The organism is Rhizobium sp. KNZ14-9A (assembly GCF_056755015.1).
This window is the reverse complement of record NZ_JBPGXB010000002.1, coordinates 385,639-411,247: the sequence shown is the minus strand read 5'-3', so window position 1 is coordinate 411,247 and position 25,609 is coordinate 385,639. Positions and strand designations below refer to the sequence as shown.

Below are 25,609 nucleotides of genomic sequence, written 5' to 3'. Positions count from 1 at the left end.
CGGGCCTTCTACTCCATTTTGCAGCAGTTGTAAGGGGGATATCGCAGAATCGTCACGAAGCAAGCATCGGTAGCGGCGCGACACCGATCAGCCATTCGTGAACACGCCAGATCATCAGCGCCCAGACGACTACGCCGATGATGACGGCATAGATGTCATATTTGGCCGAAACGAAGATCGGCAGCGTGATCTCGCCCCGGCGCTGGCGCCGCTTCAGCGAAATGCGCACCACCACGCCCCAGGCAAGGAATGCAGCAAAGAGCAGCACCGAATAGGCCTCGCCATTCGACAGAAGATGAGCAAGCGCCCAGATCTTCACCGACAGAACGATCGGATGTTTCGTCTTCGTCTTGATATAACCGGCTGGCAGGAAACCGGCGACGAGACAGATCACTGCAATCAACATCAGAGTGACGGTGAGATGCGCCATGCCCATGGGTGGATTGTAAAGCATGCCGATCGGCTCGCTACGGGCGACGCCAAAGGCATAGACCACGAAGATCAGCGTCAGAATGCTGGCAATCGAGTGGAAGGCGATCCAGGCGGGCTTGCCCACCCTGTCAATCATCGCCTGCCGGAAGCCCGGAACGACGACACGGATCAGATGCAGGCCGAGGAAGAGAATGAGGCTGAGGACGAGCAGAGCCATGATGATCTGGTTTTCCTATTTTGACGGTCAGCCATGAATTACCGGCAGACGGCGAAAAATGCCAGCAAGACCGCAGCTTCGCCGCATTTCTGTAACAGGAAAACCGCAATGCAAATTGTCGCGGTGCCCATGTTTCGTTTTATTTTTTCTGCGTCCCTCGCTCTCTCCTCGATTTTTCCTGCTGTTGCGGACGCCGCCGACAAGCCGAAACAGCTTGTCATCATTTCCTTTGACGGCGCGCACGACAATGCGCTCTGGCAGAAGAGCCGCGAGATGGCGGCGAAGAACGACGCACATTTCACCTATTTCCTCTCCTGCACCTTTCTGATGAATCAGGGAGCCAAGCAGGCTTACCAGGCCCCTCATCAGAAACGTGGAAAATCCAATGTCGGCTTCGCACAGAGCGACGACGAAATCCGTGAACGCCTCGGCAATATCTGGCACGCTCACCTCGAGGGCCATGATATTTCCAGCCATGCCTGCGGCCATTTCGACGGCCGGCAATGGGGCGAAGCGGACTGGTCAGCCGAATATGCGACTTTCAAGACCACGCTGAGGAACGCCTGGAAAAGTGTCGGCCTGGAAGAGCCAGCCGGCTGGCAGGATCTCGTCGATCACGGCATCAAGGGGTTTCGCGCCCCTTACCTTTCCACTGGCGGCGGCGCGGACATGATCGCAGCCGAGAAGAAGGCCGGCTTTACCTATGATGCAAGCCTCGTCACCAGGGGGCCGGCCATGCCGGTCGAGGAAGACGGCGTCATCCGCTTCGGCCTGCCGCTCATCCCTGAAGGTCCGGGCGAAAAGCCCATCATCGGCATGGATTACAATCTCTTCGTCCGCCACTCCAAGGGCGAGGAGGATGCAGCTGACAGCGCCGCTTTCGAAGAGCGCGCCTATGCCGCCTTTAAGGAAGCCTTCGACAAGCAATATACCGGTAGCCGCATTCCCCTGCAGCTCGGCTTCCACTTCGTGGAAATGAACGGCGGCGCCTATTGGCGCGCGCTCGACAGGCTGGTCAGCGACGTTTGCCACAGATCAGATGTCGCCTGTGTCAGCTATTCCGAAGCGATCCCCATGATCGAGGCCCGCGGCAAGCTGCAGGAGACCTCCGGGTTGTAAGGCGCACTTACAGCTCAAACTGTTGGATATCAAAAACCACCTGCACCTATTGATTGCATCGAGGCTGCACTTCGATAAGCATTACCTCACAAATGCGCGGCAAGCATGGGAGGTAACGTCATGACATTTATTGAGAACCCGGAGTGCCTGGCTGACAAGGACGAATTTCCCGCTTGTGAAACTGGCTTCTTCACTTGGGATATCGTTGCGAACCTCCTCTATGGCGACGGAGCGGTCGCTGAAATGTTCGGACTTGATTCCGCGGAAACGGCAAGTGGCCTTCCACTCGAAGCCTATGTTGCCCGTATCCATCCGGAGGATCAGCCGGCGGCCGCCAAGATCATCCATGATACAATCCTGACGCAGGAGCCAGAGCAACAGAGCTACCGCGTACGTCGCGCCAACGGCACCTTCCGTCAGGTCATGGCATTTGGGCGGTGCTTCCGCGACAAGAACGGCGTTCCGTCTCTCTACGGCGGCATTGTCTTTCCCCTTCCCGAGGAAGCGCCGGTGGCTACACCGCTGCTCGACCATTGCCTGGCGGCCTACGATATTGCCATCAGGGAAGACAACATGGCCGTCGCCGACCATATTCTGGAGGCATTGATGGATATGGACTGGAAAAATACGGGCTGTACGCGCCCGAACTGACGATCCTCGTCGGGTCCCAAAAGAAAAGGGCCACCGCATCGGTGGCCCTTCTTGTTTGTATCAGCCGTCGGCGTGAACGGCACCGGCCTCGCGCTCCAGATAGCGCTGGTCGATATCAGGCAGCGGCTCGTTGTCGATTGCCGCCTCGAAGGCCTTGAGACGCTTGTGGATGGAGAGCAGCTCGATGATCGTCGACCAGGAGTTCACCAGGTATTGGAAAGAATTGCTGACCTGGCCGAAAGCGGTCGCGATCTGTTGGAAGATACCGTACGTGATGGCGCCGGCAACGAGGGTGGGCGCCATAAAGAAATAGACGAAAAGATTGTCTGCCTGCAGATAAAACGAGCGGGCAACGTTAAAATACATGTAGTGAAAGTAGAGCGTGAAATAGTTTTTCCGCACCCTTGAAAACAGTTCTTGGACGGTCGGCGGCTGCGCCCGGTCGGCGTGGTCCTCGCCATAAACCAGTTCCTTGCGGTATGCGGCTTCCACGCGCTGGTTCTTGAAGTTCAGACCAGGCAGCTTGATACCCGCCACAGCGAGCAGGACCGTACCGAAGGCCGACCAGAAGATAGCCAGCCAGAAGAGAGAGTTCGGCACTTCACCAAGAAACGGCAGGGTCGTTACATAATGCGATAGCGCCAGCATGATCGGCAGGAAGACGACCAGCGTCATCACCGAATTGATCAGGTTGATGCCGAGCCCTTCCAGCGTCGTGGAAAAACGCATCGTGTCTTCCTGCACACGCTGCGATGCGCCTTCGATGTGACGAAGCTTTTCCCAATTCGCCATGTAGAAATTGTTCATCGCGGTTCGCCAGCGGAAGATGTAATGGCTGGTGAAAAAGTCGGTCATGATCGATACGAACATGGCGAGGAAGGCGATCTGTGCAAAGATCAGAAACAGATCATAGAAGTTCTCGACGGTAATACCCGGCTTCTTCGCCAGCGCGTTCTGCAGCAGATCGCCAAATGGCCGACGCCAATTGTTGATCACGACCGAGATCTGCACACTAAAATAGGTCACGAAAATGATCAGCGCCGATCCCCATATCGACCATATCTTCCAGGGATGGCTCATCGCCTTGAGATGCCAAGCACCGCAAAAGATCAAAGCGCTCGCCAGGAAGTAGCCGTAAAACCAAAGATTTTCTGGCAGCAGGAAGAACGAGAGATCGATCGGCTGCTGCTCTTCAGGAACCGGCGCAAATCCAAGCGAAACACCAAGATCGGCGGCGAAGAAATACCAGCCTAAAATCGCAGCCAGCGTCCAAATTGTGAGCGAAATAAAGAACGCCTTTGGCTGGGGAAAGAAGGAATGAAACACGGGAGGATTTGCTTTCCTGAACTGGAGTCACGGAAGAGTGGCGAACCACTGATTGCCCGGAAATTAAGGCAGTTCGAAGAAAGCGGCAATGGGTTCAGCCCATTGTTACGCACTTGTAACCACTTAAGGGATTTTCTTCATCACAGGCATGACAAGTAGTGCGCAGAAAACCAGCACGATGGCAGCAATAATGGTCGGCAGCACGAAATTTCCGGTTGCCTCGGCGATCCATCCAGCAACGACTGGGCCGATAATCTGGCCGACACCGAAAGCCGCCGTCATCAGCGCCAGGATGCGGCGCGGGCTTTCCGGTGAGAGCCGGCGGCCGATCTGCAATCCATAGGCGGTGATGGCAAGGAAAGTGGCGCCGAACAGCGCGCCGCCGATCAATGGTGCCACCGAATGCGGCAGTTCGACCGTTGCGAGCACGCCGATAGCCTCGATGATGAGCGCCGCGACATAGACGCCGCCAAGACCGAGCAAGCGCACGAAAGGCTTCCAGATGAACAGCGCGACCGTCGCCATCAGCCCCGCGATGAACCAGCAGAGGAACTCGACGATCGGCCCGGACGCGCTCGCGCGGGCGATGGCGACGAGGAACGTGGCGGTAATGACATAGCCGAAGCCGAACAAACCATAGGACAGTGTCAGCAGCACCATCGGCCGGCTCCAGATCAGCGCCGGCTCCTTCACCTGCCCGTTGTGCACCGGTGCCTTCGGCAGCAATGACCAGACGATAACGAGGCTGACCAGGCAGAAAAGCGCTCCACCGATCCAGTCTGCACGCCAGCCGCCGGCCGCATCGTCAAAAACGTAGCCAAGCGCAAGCACCATGACGGATGAAATCGCAATCCCCGCCCCCGGCCCGCCAAAATGCGTCGCCTGAACGTGATCATTGCCTGCAGCAGCGCCGTGACTCAGCACGATTGCCGAACTGAAGACCAGCGTGAAGGCGCTCGCCACGCCCGCCAGGAAGCGGATGATGGCAAAGAGCAAGACTGAATCCGTCGCCGCCATGGCGGCCAGCAGGATTGCAGTCGCAAGCAAGGAAAGAAGCGCCACCAGCCGCTCGCGCCCCGCCGCCCAGCCATAGGCGGCAAGAACGGCGCCGACGAGATAACCGACGAAATTGGCGGAAGCGATGAAGCCCGCATCGGCGGCCGAAAGCGGCACCCCGACCATCATGCCGGGCAGGATCGGCGTGAAGGAAAAGCGCCCGAAGCCCATGGCCGCCGCCATGGCGACGGCGCCTGCAAGCGCTGTGGTGAGGAGATTGACCGGCCGGTCGTTATTTGGAGCCAACATGGCCCGTTTATCGCGCTGCAACATAGGTGTCACAAGTGAGTAATTCTGATGGGTGCTTCAATTTCGCGAATAGATTTTTCGCGCTCACCTCTTGAACGACATATCTTACGATATATGTTTTACGACATAGTGAGCGATACATCAGATATAAAGGAGCATGTCATGAGAGGTTTTCGAGGTGGTTTCGTCGGTGAGGCGATGCGCATGGGAATGGGCCGCAGGTTTTCCGCAGGCGAATTGCAGACGATCCTGCTGGCGCTTCTGGAAGAACGTCCCAGCCACGGCTATGAACTGATTAAGACGCTGGAAGAGCGCTCCGGCGGCTTCTACGTGCCGAGCCCGGGCGTCATCTATCCGGCGCTGACCTATCTGGAAGAAACCGGCCTGGCGGAAGTCGAAAACGACGGCGCAAAAAAGCTCTACAAGATCACCGAGGCCGGCCGCCAGAAGGTGGAAGATAACCGCGCCGCGATCGACGAGACGCTTGCCAAGCTGGAGCGCATTGCCGAAGGCATGGCCTTCGTCAATCGTATGTTCGACCCTGACCAGCCCCACGGCGGAAATGGTGGTGGTGGCCGCGGCCACCGCCGTCGTGATCAAGAGGACGACGATTTCGGCCGCGACCACAGCAATGTCCATGCCGCACGCCAGTTGCTGCGCTCGGCGCTACGCATGCGCCATCCCTGGTCGGCAAGCGAAGCTGCCAGGATTTCCGGGATATTGGAACGAGCGGCCATGGAAATCCTGCAGGGCGGCAAGACCGACCCGCAGCAGGACTAATTCCGCTTGAACGAGTGGCGGCTCAAGTGGCCGCCCTCGTCAGTTGTCAGTTTTCAAAAGACCGCTTGCCAGACGTCGGAACGCATCGACGACCTTTGCCAGAACAGCATGAGGATCATCCTCCGCGGCAACCCAGAGCGCCGCGCTGAGCGACGCTCCATTGAGCAGCCGGGCGGCGGCTTCCGCATCGACGGATCTGACAGTACCTTCATCGATCAGCGCCTGGATGGTCTGGGTCGTCGTACGAAGGCAAGCATTCTGGCTTGGCCATTGCGAGGGATCGCCCAGCACCGCCGGCCCGTCGAGCATCATAATGCGCTGGATCTCCGGCTCCAGCGACATCTCGATATAGGCTGTATATTCCGCCAATAGCCCGAGCCAGCTCGTCTCCGCACGATCGCGCTCCATGCGCAGCCGCTCCACCATCTCGCCGTCGATCTGGTCGATGACGGCCTGCAACAGCCCCTTCTTGTCCCCGAAATTATGATAGAGAGCGCCCCGTGTCAGGCCGACATCGGCAGTCAGATCGTCCATGGACGCCGCCGCATAACCTTTGACCGCGAAGGCTTTCCGGGCGGCCTGAATGAGCTTCGCCCTCGTCTCCTCCATCATCTGCGCCCGGTTTTTTGCGGCCATCGTCATCTCCAAGTTAACATACGCACCGTATGCGTATTGACATACGCGGCGTATCCCCCAATATATCCACATACGGAGCGTATATCAATTACGGTTCCGCATAACGGACGAGACCCGTACCCACGAATGCTTCACCTCCCACGACGGACGCGAGTCCGGCGATAGGTACTCTTTTGTCTACAGGAGAAAAACAATGACCAAGCGTGACGCGATCTTCCCCGCCGGCAGGCAGGCACTGTATGAAATCAACCGCTATTCGGCAGCGATCCGCTCCGGCGACCTTCTCTTCGTCTCCGGCCAGGTCGGCAGCCGTGAAGATGGCTCGCCGGAGCCCGATTTCGCGAAGCAGGTCCAGCTTGCCTTCGACAATCTGAAAGCCGTGCTGGCCGCTGCCGGCGCCACCTTCGACGATGTCATCGATGTCACGACCTTCCACACCGATCCCGAGGCGCAGTGGCCGGCAATTTCGGGTATCAGAATGAAGGAAATCGGCGAAGCGCCCTACCCGAACTGGACGGCAGTCGGCGTGAACTGGCTTGCCGGGTTCGATTTCGAGATCAAGGTCATCGCCCGCCTGCCGCAGGCCGCCTGACGCAGAGATGAGCGCCGCGTCTCGAAAGCGCGCGGCGCTCTACGCGATCTCGACGATTTCGAGTTCCTGCTGACCGACAGTCACGACATCGCCGACACCCTTGCCCATGAGAATCCGGGCAACAGGCGAGACATAGGAAATCGACCCGGCTTTCGGATCGGCCTCATCCTCTCCAACGATGCGATATGTCTGCACCCGTCCGTCGTCGCGGCTGAAGGTAACGGTGCTTCCGAAGGCCACGACCTCGGTCGAAGCCGGGTCCGCAACCAGTTGCGCCGTGCGGACACGTTCGACGAAATAGCGCAGGTCGCGCAATGGATTTGCCTGCTGCCGCCGACGCTCATTCACATCTTCGAACACGCCTGCTGCCTCGTAGGCCTGCCGCGCTTCCTGCACCTGCAGTTCAAGCGCCTTCAGCCCGGCCTCCGTCACGAGGTTGGGATGAGACGAGATTGGCCGATCGGGCAGCAGCGTTTCCGCTGCGGTTTCGGCACTTTCTTCCTTGGTAAAAGCAACAGCCATCTCGGCCTCCGGCAGCGAGGGAAAAACCCTCAAGCCGCCAATGTCAGAATAATCGGCCCGTTGCGGGTTGCAACGACAGTATGTTCGTACTGCACCGTTGGGGCCTTGGGATCGGCATAAAGCGTCCAGGCATCGTCGCCGCCTTCCGCCCAGGTGGCACCGAGCGACAGGAAGGGTTCGACGGTAAAGACGAGGCCTTCCGTCATCATGCGCCGTTCGGAGGGATCCGGCCAGGTGGAAAGCTCGGCCGGCTCTTCATGCAGCGAGCGGCCGACGCCGTGGCTCGCAAGATTGGCGACGAGCGTATAGCGGTTCTTCTGCGCGAAGGCACCTACGGCATTACCGATCTTCGCTAGCGGCTCGCCAGCCTTGATCTGGTTGAGACCGACCCAGAGCGCCCGCTTGCCGTCCCGGCAGAGCCTCTCGATCCTCGATTTGACCGGCGGCACGGCGAAGGAAGCGCCGGTATCGGCAAAGAAGCCGTCCTTTTCCGCCGAGACATCGATATTGACGAGATCGCCAGGGCGAATGACCCGCGGCCCGGGAATGCCGTGGGCGATTTCCTCGTTGACGCTGATACAGGTCGCACCCGGAAACTGGTAGCAGAATTCCGGAGCGGAACGCGCGCCGGCATCTTCCAGCACCTTGCGGCCGATCTGGTCGAGTTCCAGCGTCGTCATGCCCGGCTCCATGGCCGCCGCCATCACCTGTATGGCATTGGCACAGATGCGGCCGATATCCTTGAGCTTAGTAAGTTCTTCGTCGTTCTCGATAACCATAGACCGTTCCGGATTTTACCCGAGAGCGACAGGCTCTGCGTCAAGCGGTGGCTTTCGCGCCTTCGGGAGCCTCAGTCAATGCCTTTCTGACAATCGGCGCCACTTTTGTACCGTAGAGCTCGATGCCGCGCATGACCTGGTCATGTGGCATCAGGCCGATCGCCATCTGCAGCAGGAAGCGGTCGTTGCGGAAAACCTTGTGCGCGGCAATGATCTTCTCGGCCACGAGTTCCGGATCACCGAGGAAGAGATTGCCGGCCGGGCCGCGTGACACGTCGAACTGCGCCCGGCTCGTCGGACCCCAACCACGCTCGCGGCCGATGCGGTTCATCACTTCGGCCTGCGGGCCGTAAAACTGGTCTGCTGCGGCCTCAGTCGTATCGGCAATAAAACCATGCACGTTGATGCTGGTCTTCAGCTTCGCCGCATCCTGCCCTGCCCGACGGGCAGCTTCCCGATAGAGATCCAACAATGGCGCAAATCGCGGATATTCGCCACCGATGATGGCAAGCGCCACCGGCAGGCCGAGCGCACCGGCGCGAGCGACGGATTGCGGCGTACCGCCCACCGCGATCCACAGCGGCAACGGATCCTGCAGCGGCCGAGGATAGACGCCGCGTCCCTGGATCGGCGCACGAAGCTCGCCTTTCCAGGTGACGACCTCGTTATCGCGCAGCGCCAGAAGAAGATCGAGCTTCTCCTCAAAGAGCTGGTCGTAATCTTCGAGATTGTAGCCGAAGAGCGGGAAGGATTCGATGAAGGAGCCGCGCCCCGCCATGATTTCGGCTCGGCCGTTGGAGATCAGGTCGAGTGTCGCGAATTGCTGGAACACCCGCACCGGATCGTCGGAGGAAAGAACCGTGACGGCGCTGCTGAGGCGAATGTTCTTCGTCTTCGCCGCAGCCACTGCCAGCACAACCACCGGCGCCGACGCCACATAATCAGGCCGATGATGTTCGCCAAGCCCAAAGACATCGAGCCCAACCTGATCGGCAAGCTCGATCTCTTCGATCAGATGCTTGATCCGCTCGGCCCCCTCCACTCCCTTGCTGCGGGACGGGTTGGGATTGACGTCTGCGAATGTATAAAGGCCCAGTTCCATGGTCGGCATCCTGTTGAACTCAGCCGGAGATAAGGATGCGGCGAGTGAAGAGCAAACAGAAATTCTGGAACGATATCTTCGAGAAAATCGATAGTCTGATCGCCCGTCAGCAATGCCGTGTTTTGGCAAGAATACCCATGATGAGCACATCCTGATAGTCGCCATCGAGGATGATTGCATTGCGCAAGACCCCCTCGCGCTCGAAACCAAATTTCTCATAGAGGCGAATGGCACGTTGATTGGAAGCATTCACGCTAAGCTCGATCCGTGTCAGCCCGACGGACCACCCGGCGGCAAGCGCCGCCTCCATCAGCCGACTGCCAATACCCTTTTCGCGATAATCGGCAAGCAACCCCATTCCGAGCATGCCGGCATGAAGCGCATTGAACTCCGTATTGCGCGTGACATCGCACCAGCCGATGACGGCATCGCCATCAAGCGCAACGAAGTGCGGATTGCCGCGCTCCATATTATCGAGCACGAAGATCCTGCTCCGTTCGATCGGCGGCGCGTCGTCGCGCGCCAGATAATTCCGTTCCCGCGCAACAGCACCGAGAACCTGATGATATTGGTCGATGAGATCGGCGGTGATCGGCGCAATCGAAACGGTCATCCGAAATTCCCTGCTGAAATGACGCCATCCTACGGACAAAGCGGCGACACCACCAATTCAACCTGGTGACCAATGCCAGAAGTGAATGGAATGGATTGCCATTTCGATCGGGCCAGAAACAGGATTACGGCCTTGCCGCCGGCTGCGCCGCCTCTTCCTGCATCTTGTCGATCTGCCGGCGGATATGGGCCGCTTCCGCAGCCGAATGGGCAAGTGCAATCGCGCGGTCGAAGGCGATCCGTGCCTGGGCGATGCGGCCGAGCTGCTTCAAGAGATTGCCGTGCAGGCCGTGATAATAGAAGTAACCGTCGAGCTTTTCGCCGAGCGGCTCCATGAGGTCGAGCGCCGCCTGCGGGCCATGAAGTTTGGAAATGACGACAGCGCGGTTCAGCGTCACGACAGGTGATGGCTGGACACGTTCGAGCGCGCGATAGAGCAGATCGATTTCCACCCAGTCGGTATCCTCAGCGCGTTTGGCGCGGGAATGAACGGCGGCGATTGCCGCCTGCAACTGATAGGGACCGGGCTTGCGGTGACGCAGCGCCTTGTCGAGCAGCGCCAGCGCCTCGTTGATGAACGGTTGGTTCCAGAGCGAGCGATCCTGATCCTCGAGCAGCACGATCTCGTCTTCGGCACTGAAGCGTGCCTGCCTGCGGGAAATCTGCAGCAGCATCAGGGAAAGCAGCCCCATCAATTCCGGCTCGGCGGGGAAGATATGCAGCATCAGCCGCGCCAGCCGGATCGCCTCGTCGCTGAAGGCGGCCGCTTCCTGCTCCGGATCAGCCTGGCTGTAGCCCTCATTGAAGATCAGATAGATCATCGTGCTGACGATTATCAGCCGCACGGCCCTCTCCTGCGGGCTGGGCGTCTCGAACGGCACGCCAGCCTTCGCCACCCGTGCCTTGGCCCGCGTTATGCGCTGCTCCATGGCGCTTTCGGAGACGAGGAAGGCACGGGCGATCTGCGTCACCGACAGGCCGGAAACGATGCGCAGCGCCAGCGCGATCTGCTGGGTGGCCGGCAAGTCCGGATGGCAGCAGATGAAAAGCAATCGCAGGATATCGTCACGATAATGGGAATCGTCCAGCCGATCGGCAATGTCGCTTTCAGCGTCCTCGGTGTCAGAAATCTGGTCCTCGTCCGGCAGCGCCTGGATCTTCGCCCGCTTGCGCACCGCATCGATGCCGCTGTTGCGGCCAACGAAGATCAGCCAGGCGGTCGGGTCGCGCGGCGGTCCCTTTTCCGGCCAGGTCCGGATCGCCCTCAGGCACGCCTCCTGAAACGCTTCTTCCGCCGTATCGAGATTACGAAAGTAGCGCAGCAGCGCGCCGAGCGCCTTCGGCCGGGCCGAGGCAAGCGCGAGGTCGATCCAGGCAATGTCTGTCATGATGCTGTATCTCCCGGCCGGAATGTGTAGAACGGCCGAATTTCGTAAGAGGTGGAACCAGGATTGACCGCCGAAAGCTGTTTCGTGAAGCCGATCGCCTCATCCAGCGTTTCGAAATCAACTGTATAGAAGCCGAGAAGCGCCTCCTTCGTTTCCGCAAACGGACCGTCGACCACAAAGGCCTCGTCCCTGCCCTTGCGCACGGTCGTTGCCGTCGTCGTCGGCATCAGCCGGCCGGTCGGGCCGAGCTTGCCGGCCGCGGCGAGCGGCTCGATCACGGCATGGAGATTTCCCATGACGGCAGCCTCTTCCTCCTCGGTCCAGGCGAAGACGGTTTCCTCATTGGCGTAGCAAAGGATTGCGTAAAGCATCGGTGGCTCCTCTTTCCGAATGACGAATGAGTAACCGTTTGGCCGACAGGCCGCATCAAAAAATTACGAATGGGAAAATTGGTAAATCTGATGAATGCAGCGCGGTTAACTATCCACAAGGGCTCTGCAATCGCCGCCATTGAGTTGCCCAATTTGGTCCAGAGAGCTCTGCGCGCTTTCCATCACCTTTCCATTCGAGAACCCATGAACAAATCTCAGAGACTTCTCGTTGCGCTTGCCACCCTCGTGTTGTCGACGCAGGCTGCCCATGCCGCCTCCGCCCCGGAAAACTTCCTCTATATGGGTTCTGGCGATCTCGCCGCCGCAAAGGCGAGGCTCGCCCGGCCCGATATCAGTGGCGTACAGGTCGTCTATAACTGGAAGAGCCTGGAAACGGCGAAGGGACAGTATGATTTCTCGGCCATTGAGCAGGACCTCGCCATCGCCAAGGGCCTGAACAAGAAGATGTTCATCCAGGTGCAGGACCGCTTTTTCAATCCGAAGGCGCGCAACATTCCAGACTACATGCTGACCGAGCCGGAATATGACGGCGGCCTGACCCCACAATTCGACAATCCCGGCGAGAACAAGCCGGTCGGTTCCGGCTGGGTCGCCCAGCAGTGGAACCCGGCCGTTCGCGAACGGTATCAGGCGCTGCTGAAGGCGCTTGCTGAAAAGTTCGACGGCGAGGTCTACGGCATCAACCTGCCGGAAACCTCCATCGACCTCGATCCGAAGCATGAGCCGAAGGGTTTCTCCTGCGACGCCTATTTCTCCGCCGAGATGAAAAACCTCGCCTTTGCCCGCAAGGCCTTCGAGAAGTCGCTGGTTGTCCAGTACGTGAACTTCTGGCCCTGCGAATGGGAGAACGACCATAATTACATGGGCCGTCTCTTCGATTACGCCGCCAAGAACAATGTCGGCCTCGGCGGCCCCGACATCGTGCCGAACCGCAAGGCGCAGATGAAGAACTCTTATCCCTTCTTCAACAAGTACAAGGGCAAGCTCTCCTATGTCGGCTTCGCCGTGCAGGAGCCGACGCTGACCTACAAGAACCCGGCCACCAAGAAGCCCTTCACCAAGGAAGAGTTCACCGCCTTCGCCCAGGACTATCTCGGCGCCAACGTGATCTTCTGGAGCACGGCGACACCCTGGCTGAAAAAGTAACGAGAGCAGGCAGGCGGCGCCGAAGCCGCCTGCCTGGACTTTTCGAATACTCTAGCCGATCCAGGCTGAATTGCGGATCACGCTGCAGAAATTGCCTCTGTGGAAATGCGGATCCTTATCAGCCAGTACATCCGCCTTCACATTGCCAAAAGTCGTTTCCGGCTTGTGCTTGATGCCGTCATAGAAGGTCTGGAGGATATCTTCCTTGAAATGCGGCGTGCGCGGATGGGCATGGACGACTGCGTCTCGATCGGCATCACCGAACCCATGATAATCGATGCCGAGCACATCCATCTCCACGCCCGCCGTCACGAGCGCTACGACCGGATGCATGTGCTGCGGAATGCCGGGCGTCGTATGCAGCGCAATCGCCGTCCAGACCGTATCGATATCGGCATGCGCGATACCGTAACTCTTCAAGAAATCACGAGCGGCATTGGCGCCATCGACCTCGAAACGCTCACGCTCCGAACTGTGCTGATGCGTCAGCCCCATATCGTGGAACATGGCGCCGGCATAAAGCAGTTCGGGATCGAAGCGCAGTCCGCGGCGCTTGCCCGCAAGCGCACCAAAATAGAAGACACGGCTGGAGTGGTGGAAGAGCAGCGGCGACTCGGTGTCCCGAACCAGTTCGGTAATGTCGCGTGCCAGCTTGCTGTCGGGAATACTGATATCGCCAATCGTCAATGTCATCGTCTTTCTCCTTGCTGGTGGATATCAGGGAGAGTAGAAGCTGCCAACGATGGCTGGAATGAACGCTATCCGTCATTTCCTGCCAAAACCATTCTACTGCGGACATGAGGCCATCAGATGAAACTCAGAAACATCGCCATCCTCGCCGTTCCCGGCGTCCAGCTTCTGGATGTCTCCGGCCCGCTCGACGTCTTTGCCGAAGCTAATCTGCAAAGCGGCATGGAAGCCTATCGCCCCGTCGTCATCGCCAGCAGCCACGGCCATATCCGCAGTTCCTCCGGCGTGCGGCTGGTTGCCGATTACACGATCGAAGATGAGATCGGTCCGCTGGATACGCTTCTCGTCGCCGGCTGCCCGAATGCGGCTGAGATCAGACCCGATGCAAGGTTGCTAGATTGGCTCCGCAAGACCGCACCTCGCGCCCGGCGCTACGGTTCAGTCTGCAGCGGCGCATTTCTGCTCGCCGCTGCAGGATTGCTCGACCACCGGCGAGTAACGACCCATTGGGCCGTCACCGAGAGGCTGAGGGAGGCCTACCCTTCGGTGACTGTCGAGGAAGATGCCATCCATGTAGCCGATGGAGAATTGAGGACAGCGGCTGGCGTCACTGCAGGACTGGATCTTGCCCTCTCCCTCGTCGAAGAGGATCTCGGTCGCGATGTGGCGATGCGCACCGCAGCCCAGCTCGTCATGTTCTTCAAGCGCCCCGGCGGCCAGATGCAATTCAGCCGTAAGGGTGAAGCCGCCCCCGCCGGACGCTCGGCATTGCAGGAGGTGCAGCGCTGGATCGCCGCCAATCCGGCTGCCGATCACAGTGTGGCGGAACTGGCCCGCCGGATGGAGCTGAGCCCCCGCCATTTCGCCCGCCTTTTTCGCGAAGAGGTCGGGATGACACCCGCAAGCTGGGTCGAATCCACTCGTATCACGGCTGCCCGTCGCCTGCTCGAAAGCGGCCACGCGCCGAAACAGGTGGCAAGCGAATGCGGCTTTGCCGATGACGATACGCTACGCCGCGCCTTCACGCGCCATCTTGGCGTGACGCCGGCGGAATACCGCAAGCAGTATGCTCATATGAGCTCGCCAAACTGAGCAATCAAAGCTCGTTCAGCGTCCGCTTCACCGCATTCTTCCAACCCTTGAGCTTAGCGGCACGGGTCTTCTCGTCCATCGAGGGCTCGAAGCGCCGGTCACGCTTCCAGGTCGCCGAAAACTTCTCCCTGTCCGGCCACACCCCAGCCCTGCTGCCGGCCAGCCAGGCAGCACCGAGCGCCGTCGTCTCGAGAATGACAGGACGATCGACCGGCGCCTCAAGCAGATCGGCAAGCCGCTGCATCGTCCAGTCCGAGGCCACCATGCCGCCATCGACGCGCAGCACCGTATCGTCGGTTCCGTTCTTCCAGTCCTTCTGCATCGCTTCCAAGAGGTCGCGCGTCTGGTAGCAGACGGCCTCCAGTGCCGCGCGGGAAAGCTCCGCCGGGCCGCTGTTGCGAGTCAGGCCGTAAATCGCACCGCGTGCCTTGGCATCCCAATGCGGGGCGCCGAGGCCGGTAAAGGCCGGCACGAGATAGACGTCCTGTGTCGGATCAGCCTTCTCCGCTAGGTCGTTCGTATCGGACGCCCTGTCGATGATGCCGAGGCCGTCGCGCAGCCACTGCACGGCTGCCCCGGCAATGAAGATCGAACCCTCCAGCGCATAGGTCGTCTCACCATCAAGGCGATAGGCGATGGTCGTCAGCAGCCGGTTCTTCGACCGCACCATATCGCTGCCGGTATTGAGCAGCGCGAAGCAGCCGGTGCCATAGGTCGATTTCAGCATGCCCGGCTCGAAGCAGGCCTGGCCGATCGTCGCCGCCTGCTGGTCGCCGGCAACACCGAGGATCGGGATGGCCGCACCAAAGAGTTCGGGATCGACGGTGCCGAAATCATCGGCGCAATCCTTCACCTCTGGCAGCATGGCGGCCGGCACGCGCAGGATATCGAGCAGATCCTCGTCCCACTCATTGGTCGCGATATTGAACATCAGCGTGCGCGATGCATTGGTCGCGTCGGTCACGAAGCTTTTGCCGCCAGTCAGCCGCCAGATGAGGAACGTGTCGATCGTGCCGAAGCAGAGATCGCCCCGCGCTGCCCTCGCCCTTGCGCCCTTCACATTGGCGAGCATCCAGGAGAGCTTCGTTCCCGAGAAATAGGGATCGAGGATAAGGCCGGTCTTCTTCGTGAAGGTGCGCTCGAGATCCTGCCGCTTGAGATTGTCACAATAGCTTGCCGTGCGCCGGTCCTGCCAGACGATGGCGTTCTGGATCGGCTTGCCGGTTTCGCGCTCCCAGACGACGACGGTCTCACGCTGGTTGGTGATGCCGAGTGCGGCAATATCCTTGGCCGTCACCTTGGCTTCGCGCAGCGCCATGTGGATCGTGGAAACGACCGAGTCCCAGATCTCCTCGGGATCGTGCTCCACCCAGCCGGAGCGCGGATAGATCTGTGTGAATTCCTTCTGGCCCATGCCGGCGATCTTCATGTCGCCGTCGAAGACGATCGCCCGCGTCGAGGTCGTTCCCTGATCGACCGCCAGAACATATCCACCCATGCGATTCCTCCCGCTGCATGCTGTTGTCGTGGCAATCAATAGGGCAGGTCCGCCTGGCTTGGAAGGGCGTAAGTGGCAGCCAGGCCCCTCAGTCACTTCCCGATTGCCAGCTCGCCGCCTTTGGGCATAACCTCGCCTTGACGCTGCAATGCAGCATCTCATAGTCAGGGAGGAAGAAGCATGAGCAGATCAGTCGTCGTCACCGGCTCCACCAGCGGCATCGGGCTTGCGATCGCCACTGCCTTTGCTGCCAGCGGCGACAACGTCGTCATCAACGGCTTCGGAAAGGACGACGAAATCAAGGCGATAATCGAACGCCTTGAATCATCGTCGAAAGCGAAGGCCCTCTATCATCCGGCCGACATGACGAAACCCTCAGAGATTGCCGATCTGATCGAGACTGCCGGCAAGACCTTCGGAACGGTCGATGTACTCGTCAACAATGCCGGCATCCAGCATGTCGAAAAGATCGAGGATTTCCCGATCGAGAAGTGGGACCAGATCATCGCCATCAATCTCTCCAGCTCCTTCCATACGATGCGGGCTGCGATCCCGCTGATGAAGGCGAGGAAATATGGCCGCATCATCAATATCGCCTCGGCCCATGGCCTGGTCGCCTCGCCCTTCAAATCTGCCTATGTAGCGGCAAAGCATGGTATATTAGGCCTGACGAAGACGGCTGCCCTGGAGCTTGCCGAATTCGGCGTGACGGTAAACGCCATCTGCCCGGGCTATGTATTGACCCCGCTGGTCGAAAAGCAGATCCCCGATACCGCCAAGGCGCGCGGCATGACCGAGGAGCAGGTCAAGACCGAGGTCATCCTCAAGGCGCAGCCGACGCATGAATTCGTCAAGGCCGAGGAGATCGGCGCGCTGGCGCTTTACCTCGCAAGCGAGGAAGCCCGGCAGGTAACCGGTACGCATATCTCGATTGACGGGGGCTGGACGGCGGCATAACCATTTTAAGAAAAACAACCGGGAATATCATGAACGACAGCATCCGCTTCATCCTCAATGGCGAGGACGTTTCCTTGAGTAAGGTCCGGCCGACGGAGACTCTTCTCGATTTTCTCCGGCTGAAGCGGCGGCTGACGGGCACCAAGGAAGGCTGCGCCGAAGGCGATTGCGGTGCCTGCACCGTGCTGGTCGGCCGGCTCATCGACGGCAAGCTTTTCTACGAATCCGTCAATGCCTGCATCCGCTTCATCGGCTCGCTGCACGCGACCCATGTGGTGACGATCGAGCACCTGGCAGCCAAGGACGGCACGCTGCATCCGGTGCAACAGGCCATGGTCGATTGCCATGGTTCGCAATGCGGCTTCTGCACACCGGGCTTCATCATGTCCCTTTATGGCCTCTGGCTCTCCAACGAGAAGCCGGACCGTGCCGAGATCGAAAAGGCGCTGCAAGGCAATCTCTGTCGCTGCACCGGCTATGAGCCGATCGTCAAGGCCGCCGAACAGGTGAGCCTGCAGCGGCCGAGCACCCTCTTCGATCCGCTCGAGAAGACCCGTGCCGAAATCATCTCTCGCCTCTGGGCCATGCAAGCATCCGATACGATTTCGATTGTGTCAGAAGAAGGCCGCCTCATCGTGCCGCGCTCCGTCGATGCGCTTGCGCGGGTGCTGGCGGCCGAGCCGACCGCAACCGTCATTGCCGGCTCCACCGATGTCGGCCTCTGGGTCACCAAGCAGATGCAGCACCTGAACCCCGTGGTCTTCATCAATCATCTGGCGGAGCTTCAGACGATCACTGCAGGTGAATATGGCATCGCGATCGGCGCCGGCGTCACCTACACCCGCGCGCTCGACACCATCGCCCGGAAGATCCCCGCCTTTGCCCGCCTCATCACCCGCATCGGTGGCGATCAGGTGCGCAACATGGGCACGATCGGCGGTAATATCGCCAATGGCTCGCCGATCGGCGACAGCCCACCGCCGCTGATTGCGCTTGGCGCGCAGCTGACGCTGCGCTCGGCCGGAGGCGCCCGTACTCTGCCGCTGGAAGATTACTTCATCGCCTATGGCAAGCAGGATCGCCGGCCGGGCGAATTCGTCGAAAGCGTCTTCGTGCCCCACCCGGTCGCGGACGCCAAATTCGCCGTCTACAAGATCAGCAAGCGCCGCGACGAGGATATCACCGCCGTGCTCGGCGCCTTCTATCTGGTGCTTGGTGAGGACGAGCGCGTGACCGAGATCCACATCGCCTTCGGCGGCATGGCGGCAACGCCGAAGCGCGCCCGCAGCGTCGAAGCCGAGTTGATCGGCAAACCCTGGACGGAAGCGACCATAGAGGCCGCACGCCCTGCCTTTGATGCCGATTTCCAGCCGCTGACGGACTGGCGCGCTACGGCGGAATACCGCCAGTTGACGGCCAAGAACCTGCTGACGCGCTTCTATCTCGAAACCGTCGGCGCACCTGCCGAACTGAAGCGGTTCGAGGAGGTTGCCTGATGGACAAATCCACCTTCGAAGACCGCAAGCTCATCAACGGCCAGATGCATGTGTCCTTGCGCCATGATTCAGCGCATAAGCATGTCACCGGAAGTGCCGATTATATCGACGATATTCCCGAACCCGCCGATCTCCTGCACGGCGCTATCGGCATGTCCGATCGCGCCCATGCCGAGATCATCTCGATGGACCTGTCGGAGGTCGCGGCCCATCCCGGCGTGGTCTGGGTCTTCACCGGCAAGGACATCCCCGGCATCAACGACGTCAGCTCGAATGGCAGCCATGACGAGCCGCTGCTTGCCGAAACCCTGGTTCAATTCCACGGCCAGCCGATCTTCGCCGTCATAGCCGAAACCCGCGAGGCTGCTCGTCGTGCGGCCCGCATGGCAAAAATCGAATATCGCGACTTGCCGCACTGGAGCGACATCGACGGCGCCGTCGAAAACGGCAGCCCGCTTGTGATCACCCCGATGACGCTGAAACGCGGTGAGGCGAAAACCGAAATGGAAAACGCCCCTCGCCGGCTGACAGGCCGTATGCGCATCGGCGGTCAGGAGCATTTCTACCTCGAAAGCCATATCGCCATGGCGATCCCAGGCGAGGACGACGAGGTCACCGTCTGGTCTTCGACCCAGCATCCGAGCGAAATCCAGCATATCGTCGGCCATGTGCTGCATATTCCCTCGAATGCCGTCACCGTGAATGTGCGCCGCATGGGCGGCGGCTTTGGCGGCAAGGAAACGCAGGGCAACCAGTTCGCAGCCCTCGCCGCGGTCGCGGCCAAGAAGCTTAAGCGCGCCATCAAGTTCCGTCCCGATCGCGACGAGGACATGAGCGCCACCGGCAAACGCCATGATTTCCGCGTCGATTATGAACTCGGCTTCGATGACGAAGGCCGCATCCACGCTGTCGACGCCACCTATTCGGCGCGCTGCGGCTTCTCGTCGGACCTGTCGGGCCCGGTGACCGACCGTGCGCTCTTCCACGCCGATTCCAGCTATTTCTATCCGCATGTGCATCTGACCTCGCAGCCGCTGAAGACGCATACCGTCTCCAACACCGCCTTCCGCGGTTTCGGCGGCCCGCAGGGCATGCTCGGCGCCGAGCGCTTCATCGAAGAGATCGCCTATTCCGTCGGCAAGGATCCGCTCGATATCCGCAAGCTGAATTTCTACGGCCAGCCAGGCTCCGGGCGCACGACCACGCCCTATCATCAGGAAGTCGAGGACAATATCATCGCCCGCGTGGTCGAGGAGCTGGAGGACAGCGCCGACTACCGCGCCCGACGCAACACCATCGTCTCATTCAACCGCGACAGCCGCTATATCCGCAAGGGCATCGCCCTGACGCCGGTGAAATTCGGCATCTCCTTCACCATGACCGCCTTCAACCAGGCCGGCGCCCTCGTCCATATCTATCAGGATGGCTCGATCCACCTGAACCATGGCGGGACTGAAATGGGCCAGGGCCTCTATACCAAGGTGGCGCAGGTGCTGGCGGACAGCTTCCAGGTCGATATCGACCGCGTGAAGATCACAGCGACCACGACGGGCAAGGTGCCGAACACTTCGGCGACCGCCGCCTCTTCCGGTTCGGACCTAAACGGCATGGCCGCCTATGATGCCGCCCGCCAGCTCAAAGAACGGCTGCTCGCCTTCGCGGCGGAAAAGTGGGAGGTTCCGGTTTCGGAAATCGTCTTCCTCCCGAACCGCGTGCGGGTCGGCGAGATTGAAATCCCCTTCCCCGATTTCATAAAGCAGGCTTACTTCGCTCGCGTTCAGCTGTCCGCCGCCGGCTTCTACAAGACGCCGAAGATCCACTGGGATCGCCAGGCCGGCCGCGGCACGCCCTTTTACTATTTCGCCTATGGCGCTGCCTGCACCGAGGTCACGATCGATACGCTGACCGGCGAATATCTGATCGACCGCACCGACATTCTCCACGATGTCGGCCGCTCGCTGAACCCGGCAATCGATATCGGCCAGGTTGAAGGCGCCTTCGTCCAGGGCATGGGCTGGCTGACGACCGAAGAATTGTGGTGGGATGACAAGGGCCGCCTGCGCACGCATGCGCCCTCCACTTACAAGATCCCGCTTGCCTCCGACCGGCCGAAAACCTTCAATGTGCGGCTCGCCGAATGGTCCGAGAATGCGGAAGCCACCATCGGCCGCTCCAAGGCCGTCGGCGAACCGCCCTTCATGCTGGCGATTTCAGTGCTGGAAGCGCTCTCCATGGCCGTCGCCAGCGTCGCCAACTATCGCGTCTGCCCCCATCTCGATGCGCCCGCAACGCCTGAACGCGTGCTGATGGCGGTCGAGAGGATGAAGAGGGTGTAGCCATGACACGGCGCGAAATCCTTTCCGGTTTTGTGCCCGGCAGCGACTTCCGCGCCTTCCTGGCCCTCCAGCCCGAAGCGATCCTGATCGAGATATCAGGCACGCAGGGTTCGACACCGCGCGACACCGGCACCTTCATGCTGGTCTCGGCAGCAAGCCTCTGGGGCACGATCGGCGGCGGCCAATTCGAATTCATCGCCATCGCCAATGCCCGGGAATTGCTTGCCGGCACCGGCGGCACTGATGTGATGGACATTCCGCTCGGGCCGGAAATCGGCCAGTGCTGCGGCGGCCGCACGCAACTGCATTTCCGCCGTGTGACCGATGCCGTCAGGGACGAACTGGGGAAAAAGCAGGAAAGTGAAGCCGAACGCCTGCCGGAAGTCTATGTCTTCGGCGCAGGCCATGTTGGTCGCGCCCTTGCAGCGGCGCTCGCGCCACTACCGCTTTCCATCACCGTCATCGAGACCCGGCGGGATGAACTCGCCAATCTTCCGGTCTCGACGAAGAGCCTGTTGGTGCCGATGCCCGAGGCATTGGTGAAGGACATGCCCGCCGGCGCAGCACTCGTCATCCTGACCCACGATCATGCCCTTGATTTCCTGATCGCCCGTGAAGCACTTGCCCGCACCGACCTTGCCTATACCGGCATGATCGGTTCGGCGACCAAACGAGCGACCTTTGCGAGCTGGCTTTCCCGCGAAGCCGGCGGCGAACGCTCCTGGCTGGAGCGCCTTACCTTGCCGATCGGCGGTTCCTTCGTGAAGGACAAACGCCCCGAAGTGATCGCCGCCATGACAGCGGCCGAAATCCTGACCGCACTTGCCGCCTACCGCGACCGGTCATCCTCGTAGCGCGGGTCGCGTCCATCCAGGAAACCGAGATCGCGCTTGATGCGATCGGGTGTGACGTCGATATCCAGCCGCGGCCTCCGGCTGCCAATCCCCCGGGCCAGTCGGCGAATGATGACGGTGAACAATGCCTCTCTTGCAGGAGAACGGCTCGCTTCGATAGCTTGGCAGTCCATGACATCACCTTGATGGTTTGATGAGATGATTGCAGTTTGCCGGGAAAAATGCTGCAATTCCAATCGAACAACCGTCTGCATCCATAAAGAGAACTTATCCATGAAACTGTCGAAGCAGTTCCCGCTGAATGCGCTGCGCGTCTTCGAAGCCGTGGCCCGGCTCGGCAGTTTCACCCGGGCCGGCGATGAGCTCGGCATGACGCAGACGGCCGTCAGCTACCAGATCAAGCTTCTGGAGGAGAATATCGGCGAGCCGCTCTTCCTGCGCTTGCCCCGCCAGATCGAGCTGACGGAAGCAGGTAAACATCTGGCCCCCAGGGTCTCCGAAGCATTCAACATTCTGATCGAAGCCATGGCCTCGATGCGTAAGACGACCGGGGAAACGCTGACGATCCATTCGACGGCGACCTTCGCCCAGCAATGGCTCTCGCGTTACATCGGCGCTTTCCAGCTGCAGTTTCCGGACATTGCCGTCAGGCTCGTCACCTCAGGCACGATCGTCGACTTCCAGAAAGAGGCTGCCGACGTGGCGATCCGTTGGGGACGCGGCGATTGGCCCGGCCTGATCAGTCATCGGCTGATGAAACTTGACTACTCCCCCATGCTGAGCCCCAAGCTCGCGGCCGAAATCGGCGGCATCCACGAGCCCGCCGATCTTCTGAAACTGTTCCTGATCAGCGCCGGCAATTCCTGGTGGGCAGAATGGTTCGCGGCCGCAGGCGTCAAGGATGCCGATCTCTCCCGCTATCCGAAAAGCGAATTCGGCACCCAGATCCTCGATGCCAGCATCGCGATTGCCGGCGGCGGTGTCGCCATGCTCAATCCCGGCCATTTCCAGGACGATGTCGCCGCCGGAAGGCTTTACCAACCCTTCGAACTGACCGGCAATGACGGACGCGACTATTGGCTCGCCTATCCTGAAAACAGGCGAAACGTGCCGAAAATCAGGAATTTTCGGAAATGGCTGCTGCAGAAATTCGATGTGGAGCAGGACTGAACATGTCACGCAAAGACGACAGGGCTTAAAATCCTCTCAGTAACCCATATCGGGCGCATAGAAACATCGCGGGGTGTCTTCGTTCGGGAACAGGCAGATATGATAATCGCTATCGCCTGAATGCATCGCCCTGGTCATCGGCAGCAGGAAGACATGGCTTCGCGTCACCAGCCGGTGATCGCCGGGCCTCAGCGTCACGCGATAGCCATCCGGCGTTATGGCCACAGTCTTGGACGGGATCATCTGGCAATCGCCGTTTTCGGCATTTCCATTGCAACAATAGGGGTCGTAACTCCACCCCGTACCGGCGTCGTGGGCTGCCGCGAACGACGCATATGCAATCATCACGCATGTCAGAATGCTGCGCATGGGCATCTTCTCCGTCGATGAATGCGCCGCCGGTCTTTAGCGGTTTCCACCCTTTCCCGGCGGCCTGTGTTTCAAAACTGTAACCCGATCTTCACATTTCAAGGAATCGGCTGCTCCACATCGGAACACCCGCGGTGGATAAAATGTCGCAGAAATCTGATGTTTTTTAAGGCATGCGAATGCCACATCCGCCCGACAGCACAGCAATCAACCAGATTGCCACCTCAAATTGCGCGGATATAAGTATTGTGATGGAAGAGCAGCGCTATGCTTTCGGCCGTTTCATGCTTGACCCCGGCAGCGGCATGCTGCGGCGGGATGGCCAGCCAGTCCCGCTCGGCCAGCGCGCGATTTCATTGCTCAAGGCGCTGCTCGACGCCGACGGACGCCCGGTCGGAAAAGACGCTTTGATCGAAGCGGGCTGGCCGGGACTGATGGTCGAGGAAGGCAATCTTTCCGTCCAGATCGCCCATCTGCGCAAGGCGCTCGGGCCGCGGCCGGACGGGCAGGAATGGATCGTGACACTGCCGCGCCTCGGCTATCGCCTTTTCAGGAACCAGGCTCCGCTCGCGAACATCGGGGAACAGGTCGTCCCATCGCTCGCGGTGCTGCCATTCGAAAACCTGAGCGGAGATCCCGAGCAGCAATATTTTGCCGATGGCGTCGTCGATGACATCATTACTGCGCTCAGCCGCTTCAAATCCTTTGCCGTCATCGCCCGCAATACCAGCTTCGTTTATCGGGACGTGGGCGATATCAGAAAAATCGCAATCGAACTCGGCGTCAAATATGTGCTGGAAGGCAGCCTGCGCAAATCCGGCAACAGACTGCGCATCTATGCCCGGCTGGTGGATGCCTCGGCCAATGTTCAGCTCTGGGCGCAAAGCTTTGACGGCAATCTCGAAGACGTCTTCGAATTTCAGGACCGCATTACCGAATCTGTCGCCATAGGGATCGAGCCCCATCTCCAGCGAGCCGAGCTGGAACGCGCACGCCGGGAACGGCCGGGCAGCATTTCCGTCTATGACATCTGTCTGCAGACCCTGCCGAAGATTCTTGCAGAAACCTCCACTCAGAATGCCGAGGCCCACGCGCTATTGACTGCAGCGCTCGAGCGCGAGCCGGACAATGCGCGTATCCTGGCGCTCGCGTCCTATACGCTCGAACATCGCAGAACGATGGGCTGGCCGCCTTTTGGGCGGGATGATGCAGAAAAATGCGTCGCGCTCGCGCGCCGTGGCATCGAACTGGCGAGAGGCGACGCTACGATCATGGCCACCTGCGGCATGTCGCTCATTCAGGTCGGACGCGAATATGATTGGGGTCTGGCGATCATGCAGGCCGCTGTCGATCTCAATCCCAATAGCCTTAGCGTTGTCGTAAGAGCCGGAATTGCCCACGTTCATTGCGGCAATCTCGATCAGGGGCAGCAATATCTCATGCGTGCCCACCGCCTGAGCCCGCTTGATCCCTACGCCCATATCACCTTTTGCGGTCTCGCCGACATCGAGATGATCCGCGGCAACTACGAGCAATCGCTTCTCTGGGCGTCGCGCTCACTGGCGCTAAACCCGAATTTCGATCCAACAGTCTGGATTCTGATCACCGACAACATGTTTCTCGGGCGGCAGGAAGAAGCAAAACGCTTCCTGCAGCATCTGTTGCGCATCGCGCCCGGTAGCACGCTGGCAAGCATCGCGGCCGGGCAGGTAACCAAAGTCCCGGAGCGCCTGGCCCTTGTCCTGACCGGCCTTCGCAAGGCAGGCCTGCCGGAAGCTTAGGAAGCTTTCGTCATTCTTTGGATCTTTTAGGCTGTCGCTAAAGGACCCGACGCATACAGGCGGAGCAATCTCCTCTCATTGCGCAAACAGCGCAGCACTCTGGGAGGTCCCGATGTTATCGCCCTTGATGATCCTGTCGCTCGACCAGGGCAAACTCGCTCCTGCCCCACGGTCTGTCGGTCCATTCGATGCCCGCCTGCTGGAAGACGTCGCCGATTGTATCGCTGAGCCCAAAGTCCCAGCCGCAGCCGATCCGCAGACCGCCGGACTAATGGCCTTCATCCGCAAGAGACTGATGTTCTGGCCGGCACGCTCTGTGAACTGGCCCGTGCCGCGGCCGGCACAGCTGCACCGGCCTAAACCGTAA

27 protein-coding genes are annotated in these 25,609 nt (G+C 60.0%); 13 read left to right on the top strand and 14 right to left on the bottom strand.

Annotated features, from left to right (window positions below; translation table 11 throughout):
• Positions 1 to 52 precede the first annotated feature (52 nt).
• Positions 53 to 649, bottom strand: coding sequence for an NnrU family protein (locus ACR9ZQ_RS08130; RefSeq protein WP_310386813.1), 597 nt, complete (start codon positions 647 to 649; stop codon positions 53 to 55).
• A gap of 129 nt (positions 650 to 778) precedes the next feature.
• On the opposite strand from ACR9ZQ_RS08130, the gene ACR9ZQ_RS08125 reads away from it, so the two are divergent.
• Both ACR9ZQ_RS08125 and ACR9ZQ_RS08120 read left to right on the top strand, forming a co-directional pair.
• Positions 779 to 1,768, top strand: a complete 990-nt coding sequence (locus ACR9ZQ_RS08125) for a polysaccharide deacetylase family protein (RefSeq protein ID WP_481429285.1) — start codon at positions 779 to 781, stop codon at positions 1,766 to 1,768.
• A gap of 120 nt (positions 1,769 to 1,888) precedes the next feature.
• Positions 1,889 to 2,419 (top strand): PAS domain-containing protein, encoded by a 531-nt coding sequence (locus tag ACR9ZQ_RS08120; protein WP_481427507.1) that lies wholly within the window; start codon positions 1,889 to 1,891, stop codon positions 2,417 to 2,419.
• A 60-nt stretch (positions 2,420 to 2,479) separates the two neighbouring features.
• Here ACR9ZQ_RS08120 and sbmA read toward each other — a convergent pair whose 3' ends face one another.
• Both sbmA and ACR9ZQ_RS08110 read right to left on the bottom strand, forming a co-directional pair.
• On the bottom strand, positions 2,480 to 3,745 hold the full coding sequence (sbmA, locus tag ACR9ZQ_RS08115) for a peptide antibiotic transporter SbmA (protein ID WP_481427506.1): 1,266 nt from the start codon (positions 3,743 to 3,745) through the stop codon (positions 2,480 to 2,482).
• Positions 3,746 to 3,868: 123 nt separating this feature from the next.
• Positions 3,869 to 5,050 carry a YbfB/YjiJ family MFS transporter gene (locus ACR9ZQ_RS08110; protein ID WP_481427505.1) on the bottom strand — a complete coding sequence of 394 codons (1,182 nt, stop codon included), beginning with the start codon at positions 5,048 to 5,050 and terminating at the stop codon, positions 3,869 to 3,871.
• Positions 5,051 to 5,212: 162 nt separating this feature from the next.
• Between ACR9ZQ_RS08110 and ACR9ZQ_RS08105 the strand changes: the two genes are divergently transcribed.
• On the top strand, positions 5,213 to 5,830 hold the full coding sequence (locus tag ACR9ZQ_RS08105; RefSeq protein WP_310386806.1) for a PadR family transcriptional regulator: 618 nt from the start codon (positions 5,213 to 5,215) through the stop codon (positions 5,828 to 5,830).
• Positions 5,831 to 5,869: 39 nt separating this feature from the next.
• On the opposite strand, the gene ACR9ZQ_RS08100 is transcribed toward ACR9ZQ_RS08105, so the two are convergent.
• Positions 5,870 to 6,466 (bottom strand): TetR/AcrR family transcriptional regulator, encoded by a 597-nt coding sequence (locus ACR9ZQ_RS08100; RefSeq protein ID WP_310386805.1) that lies wholly within the window; start codon positions 6,464 to 6,466, stop codon positions 5,870 to 5,872.
• 193 nt (positions 6,467 to 6,659) lie between these two features.
• On the opposite strand from ACR9ZQ_RS08100, the gene ACR9ZQ_RS08095 reads away from it, so the two are divergent.
• Positions 6,660 to 7,058, top strand: coding sequence for a RidA family protein (locus ACR9ZQ_RS08095; RefSeq protein WP_310386803.1), 399 nt, complete (start codon positions 6,660 to 6,662; stop codon positions 7,056 to 7,058).
• Positions 7,059 to 7,097: 39 nt separating this feature from the next.
• On the opposite strand, the gene greA is transcribed toward ACR9ZQ_RS08095, so the two are convergent.
• The 6 genes from greA to ACR9ZQ_RS08065 all read right to left on the bottom strand — a co-directional run bounded on the left by greA (position 7,098) and on the right by ACR9ZQ_RS08065 (position 11,832).
• Positions 7,098 to 7,580, bottom strand: a complete 483-nt coding sequence (gene greA, locus ACR9ZQ_RS08090) for a transcription elongation factor GreA (protein ID WP_481427504.1) — start codon at positions 7,578 to 7,580, stop codon at positions 7,098 to 7,100.
• 29 nt (positions 7,581 to 7,609) lie between these two features.
• On the bottom strand, positions 7,610 to 8,359 hold the full coding sequence (gene map, locus ACR9ZQ_RS08085) for a type I methionyl aminopeptidase (RefSeq protein ID WP_037104909.1): 750 nt from the start codon (positions 8,357 to 8,359) through the stop codon (positions 7,610 to 7,612).
• A 40-nt stretch (positions 8,360 to 8,399) separates the two neighbouring features.
• A complete protein-coding gene (locus ACR9ZQ_RS08080; RefSeq protein ID WP_481427503.1) occupies positions 8,400 to 9,461 on the bottom strand; it encodes an LLM class flavin-dependent oxidoreductase in 1,062 nt (353 codons plus the stop codon).
• A gap of 106 nt (positions 9,462 to 9,567) precedes the next feature.
• Positions 9,568 to 10,074, bottom strand: a complete 507-nt coding sequence (locus ACR9ZQ_RS08075; RefSeq protein WP_481427502.1) for an N-acetyltransferase family protein — start codon at positions 10,072 to 10,074, stop codon at positions 9,568 to 9,570.
• Positions 10,075 to 10,198: 124 nt separating this feature from the next.
• Positions 10,199 to 11,461 (bottom strand): RNA polymerase sigma factor, encoded by a 1,263-nt coding sequence (locus ACR9ZQ_RS08070; protein WP_481427501.1) that lies wholly within the window; start codon positions 11,459 to 11,461, stop codon positions 10,199 to 10,201.
• Positions 11,458 to 11,832 carry a YciI family protein gene (locus ACR9ZQ_RS08065; RefSeq protein WP_113325623.1) on the bottom strand — a complete coding sequence of 125 codons (375 nt, stop codon included), beginning with the start codon at positions 11,830 to 11,832 and terminating at the stop codon, positions 11,458 to 11,460. The genes ACR9ZQ_RS08070 and ACR9ZQ_RS08065 overlap by 4 nt, the downstream gene beginning before the upstream one ends.
• 204 nt (positions 11,833 to 12,036) lie before the next feature.
• On the opposite strand from ACR9ZQ_RS08065, the gene ACR9ZQ_RS08060 reads away from it, so the two are divergent.
• Complete coding sequence (locus tag ACR9ZQ_RS08060) at positions 12,037 to 12,999, top strand: hypothetical protein (protein WP_481427500.1); 963 nt, start codon at positions 12,037 to 12,039, stop codon at positions 12,997 to 12,999.
• A 51-nt stretch (positions 13,000 to 13,050) separates the two neighbouring features.
• On the opposite strand, the gene ACR9ZQ_RS08055 is transcribed toward ACR9ZQ_RS08060, so the two are convergent.
• Entirely contained in the window at positions 13,051 to 13,692 is a 642-nt protein-coding gene (locus ACR9ZQ_RS08055) for an HD domain-containing protein (RefSeq protein ID WP_481427499.1), read from the bottom strand.
• A gap of 117 nt (positions 13,693 to 13,809) precedes the next feature.
• Here ACR9ZQ_RS08055 and ACR9ZQ_RS08050 point away from each other — a divergent pair, with 117 nt between their 5' ends.
• A complete protein-coding gene (locus ACR9ZQ_RS08050) occupies positions 13,810 to 14,781 on the top strand; it encodes a GlxA family transcriptional regulator (RefSeq protein WP_481427498.1) in 972 nt (323 codons plus the stop codon).
• Positions 14,782 to 14,785: 4 nt separating this feature from the next.
• On the opposite strand, the gene glpK is transcribed toward ACR9ZQ_RS08050, so the two are convergent.
• On the bottom strand, positions 14,786 to 16,279 hold the full coding sequence (gene glpK, locus ACR9ZQ_RS08045; protein WP_310386784.1) for a glycerol kinase GlpK: 1,494 nt from the start codon (positions 16,277 to 16,279) through the stop codon (positions 14,786 to 14,788).
• A 180-nt stretch (positions 16,280 to 16,459) separates the two neighbouring features.
• Between glpK and ACR9ZQ_RS08040 the strand changes: the two genes are divergently transcribed.
• The 4 genes from ACR9ZQ_RS08040 to xdhC are packed head-to-tail and all read left to right on the top strand — an operon-like array spanning position 16,460 to position 21,922.
• Positions 16,460 to 17,236 (top strand): 3-hydroxybutyrate dehydrogenase, encoded by a 777-nt coding sequence (locus ACR9ZQ_RS08040; RefSeq protein WP_310386782.1) that lies wholly within the window; start codon positions 16,460 to 16,462, stop codon positions 17,234 to 17,236.
• A gap of 29 nt (positions 17,237 to 17,265) precedes the next feature.
• Positions 17,266 to 18,732 (top strand): xanthine dehydrogenase small subunit, encoded by a 1,467-nt coding sequence (xdhA, locus tag ACR9ZQ_RS08035; RefSeq protein WP_481427497.1) that lies wholly within the window; start codon positions 17,266 to 17,268, stop codon positions 18,730 to 18,732.
• Positions 18,732 to 21,068, top strand: a complete 2,337-nt coding sequence (gene xdhB, locus ACR9ZQ_RS08030) for a xanthine dehydrogenase molybdopterin binding subunit (protein WP_481427496.1) — start codon at positions 18,732 to 18,734, stop codon at positions 21,066 to 21,068. The genes xdhA and xdhB overlap by 1 nt, the downstream gene beginning before the upstream one ends.
• A gap of 2 nt (positions 21,069 to 21,070) precedes the next feature.
• Positions 21,071 to 21,922 carry a xanthine dehydrogenase accessory protein XdhC gene (gene xdhC / locus ACR9ZQ_RS08025; protein WP_481427495.1) on the top strand — a complete coding sequence of 284 codons (852 nt, stop codon included), beginning with the start codon at positions 21,071 to 21,073 and terminating at the stop codon, positions 21,920 to 21,922.
• Here xdhC and ACR9ZQ_RS08020 read toward each other — a convergent pair.
• Complete coding sequence (locus ACR9ZQ_RS08020; RefSeq protein ID WP_481429284.1) at positions 21,898 to 22,095, bottom strand: hypothetical protein; 198 nt, start codon at positions 22,093 to 22,095, stop codon at positions 21,898 to 21,900. The genes xdhC and ACR9ZQ_RS08020 overlap by 25 nt on opposite strands.
• A gap of 100 nt (positions 22,096 to 22,195) precedes the next feature.
• Here ACR9ZQ_RS08020 and ACR9ZQ_RS08015 point away from each other — a divergent pair, with 100 nt between their 5' ends.
• The gene (locus tag ACR9ZQ_RS08015; protein ID WP_481427494.1) at positions 22,196 to 23,092 is read left to right on the top strand and encodes a LysR substrate-binding domain-containing protein; all 897 of its coding nucleotides are present in this window, start codon (positions 22,196 to 22,198) and stop codon (positions 23,090 to 23,092) included.
• Between the two features lie 36 nt (positions 23,093 to 23,128).
• Here ACR9ZQ_RS08015 and ACR9ZQ_RS08010 read toward each other — a convergent pair whose 3' ends face one another.
• A complete protein-coding gene (locus ACR9ZQ_RS08010; protein WP_113323240.1) occupies positions 23,129 to 23,461 on the bottom strand; it encodes a hypothetical protein in 333 nt (110 codons plus the stop codon).
• 251 nt (positions 23,462 to 23,712) lie between these two features.
• Here ACR9ZQ_RS08010 and ACR9ZQ_RS08005 point away from each other — a divergent pair, with 251 nt between their 5' ends.
• Entirely contained in the window at positions 23,713 to 25,242 is a 1,530-nt protein-coding gene (locus ACR9ZQ_RS08005; RefSeq protein WP_481427493.1) for a winged helix-turn-helix domain-containing tetratricopeptide repeat protein, read from the top strand.
• A 112-nt stretch (positions 25,243 to 25,354) separates the two neighbouring features.
• Positions 25,355 to 25,609: a hypothetical protein gene (locus ACR9ZQ_RS08000; protein ID WP_481427492.1), complete on the top strand. Its 255-nt coding sequence runs from the start codon at positions 25,355 to 25,357 to the stop codon at positions 25,607 to 25,609.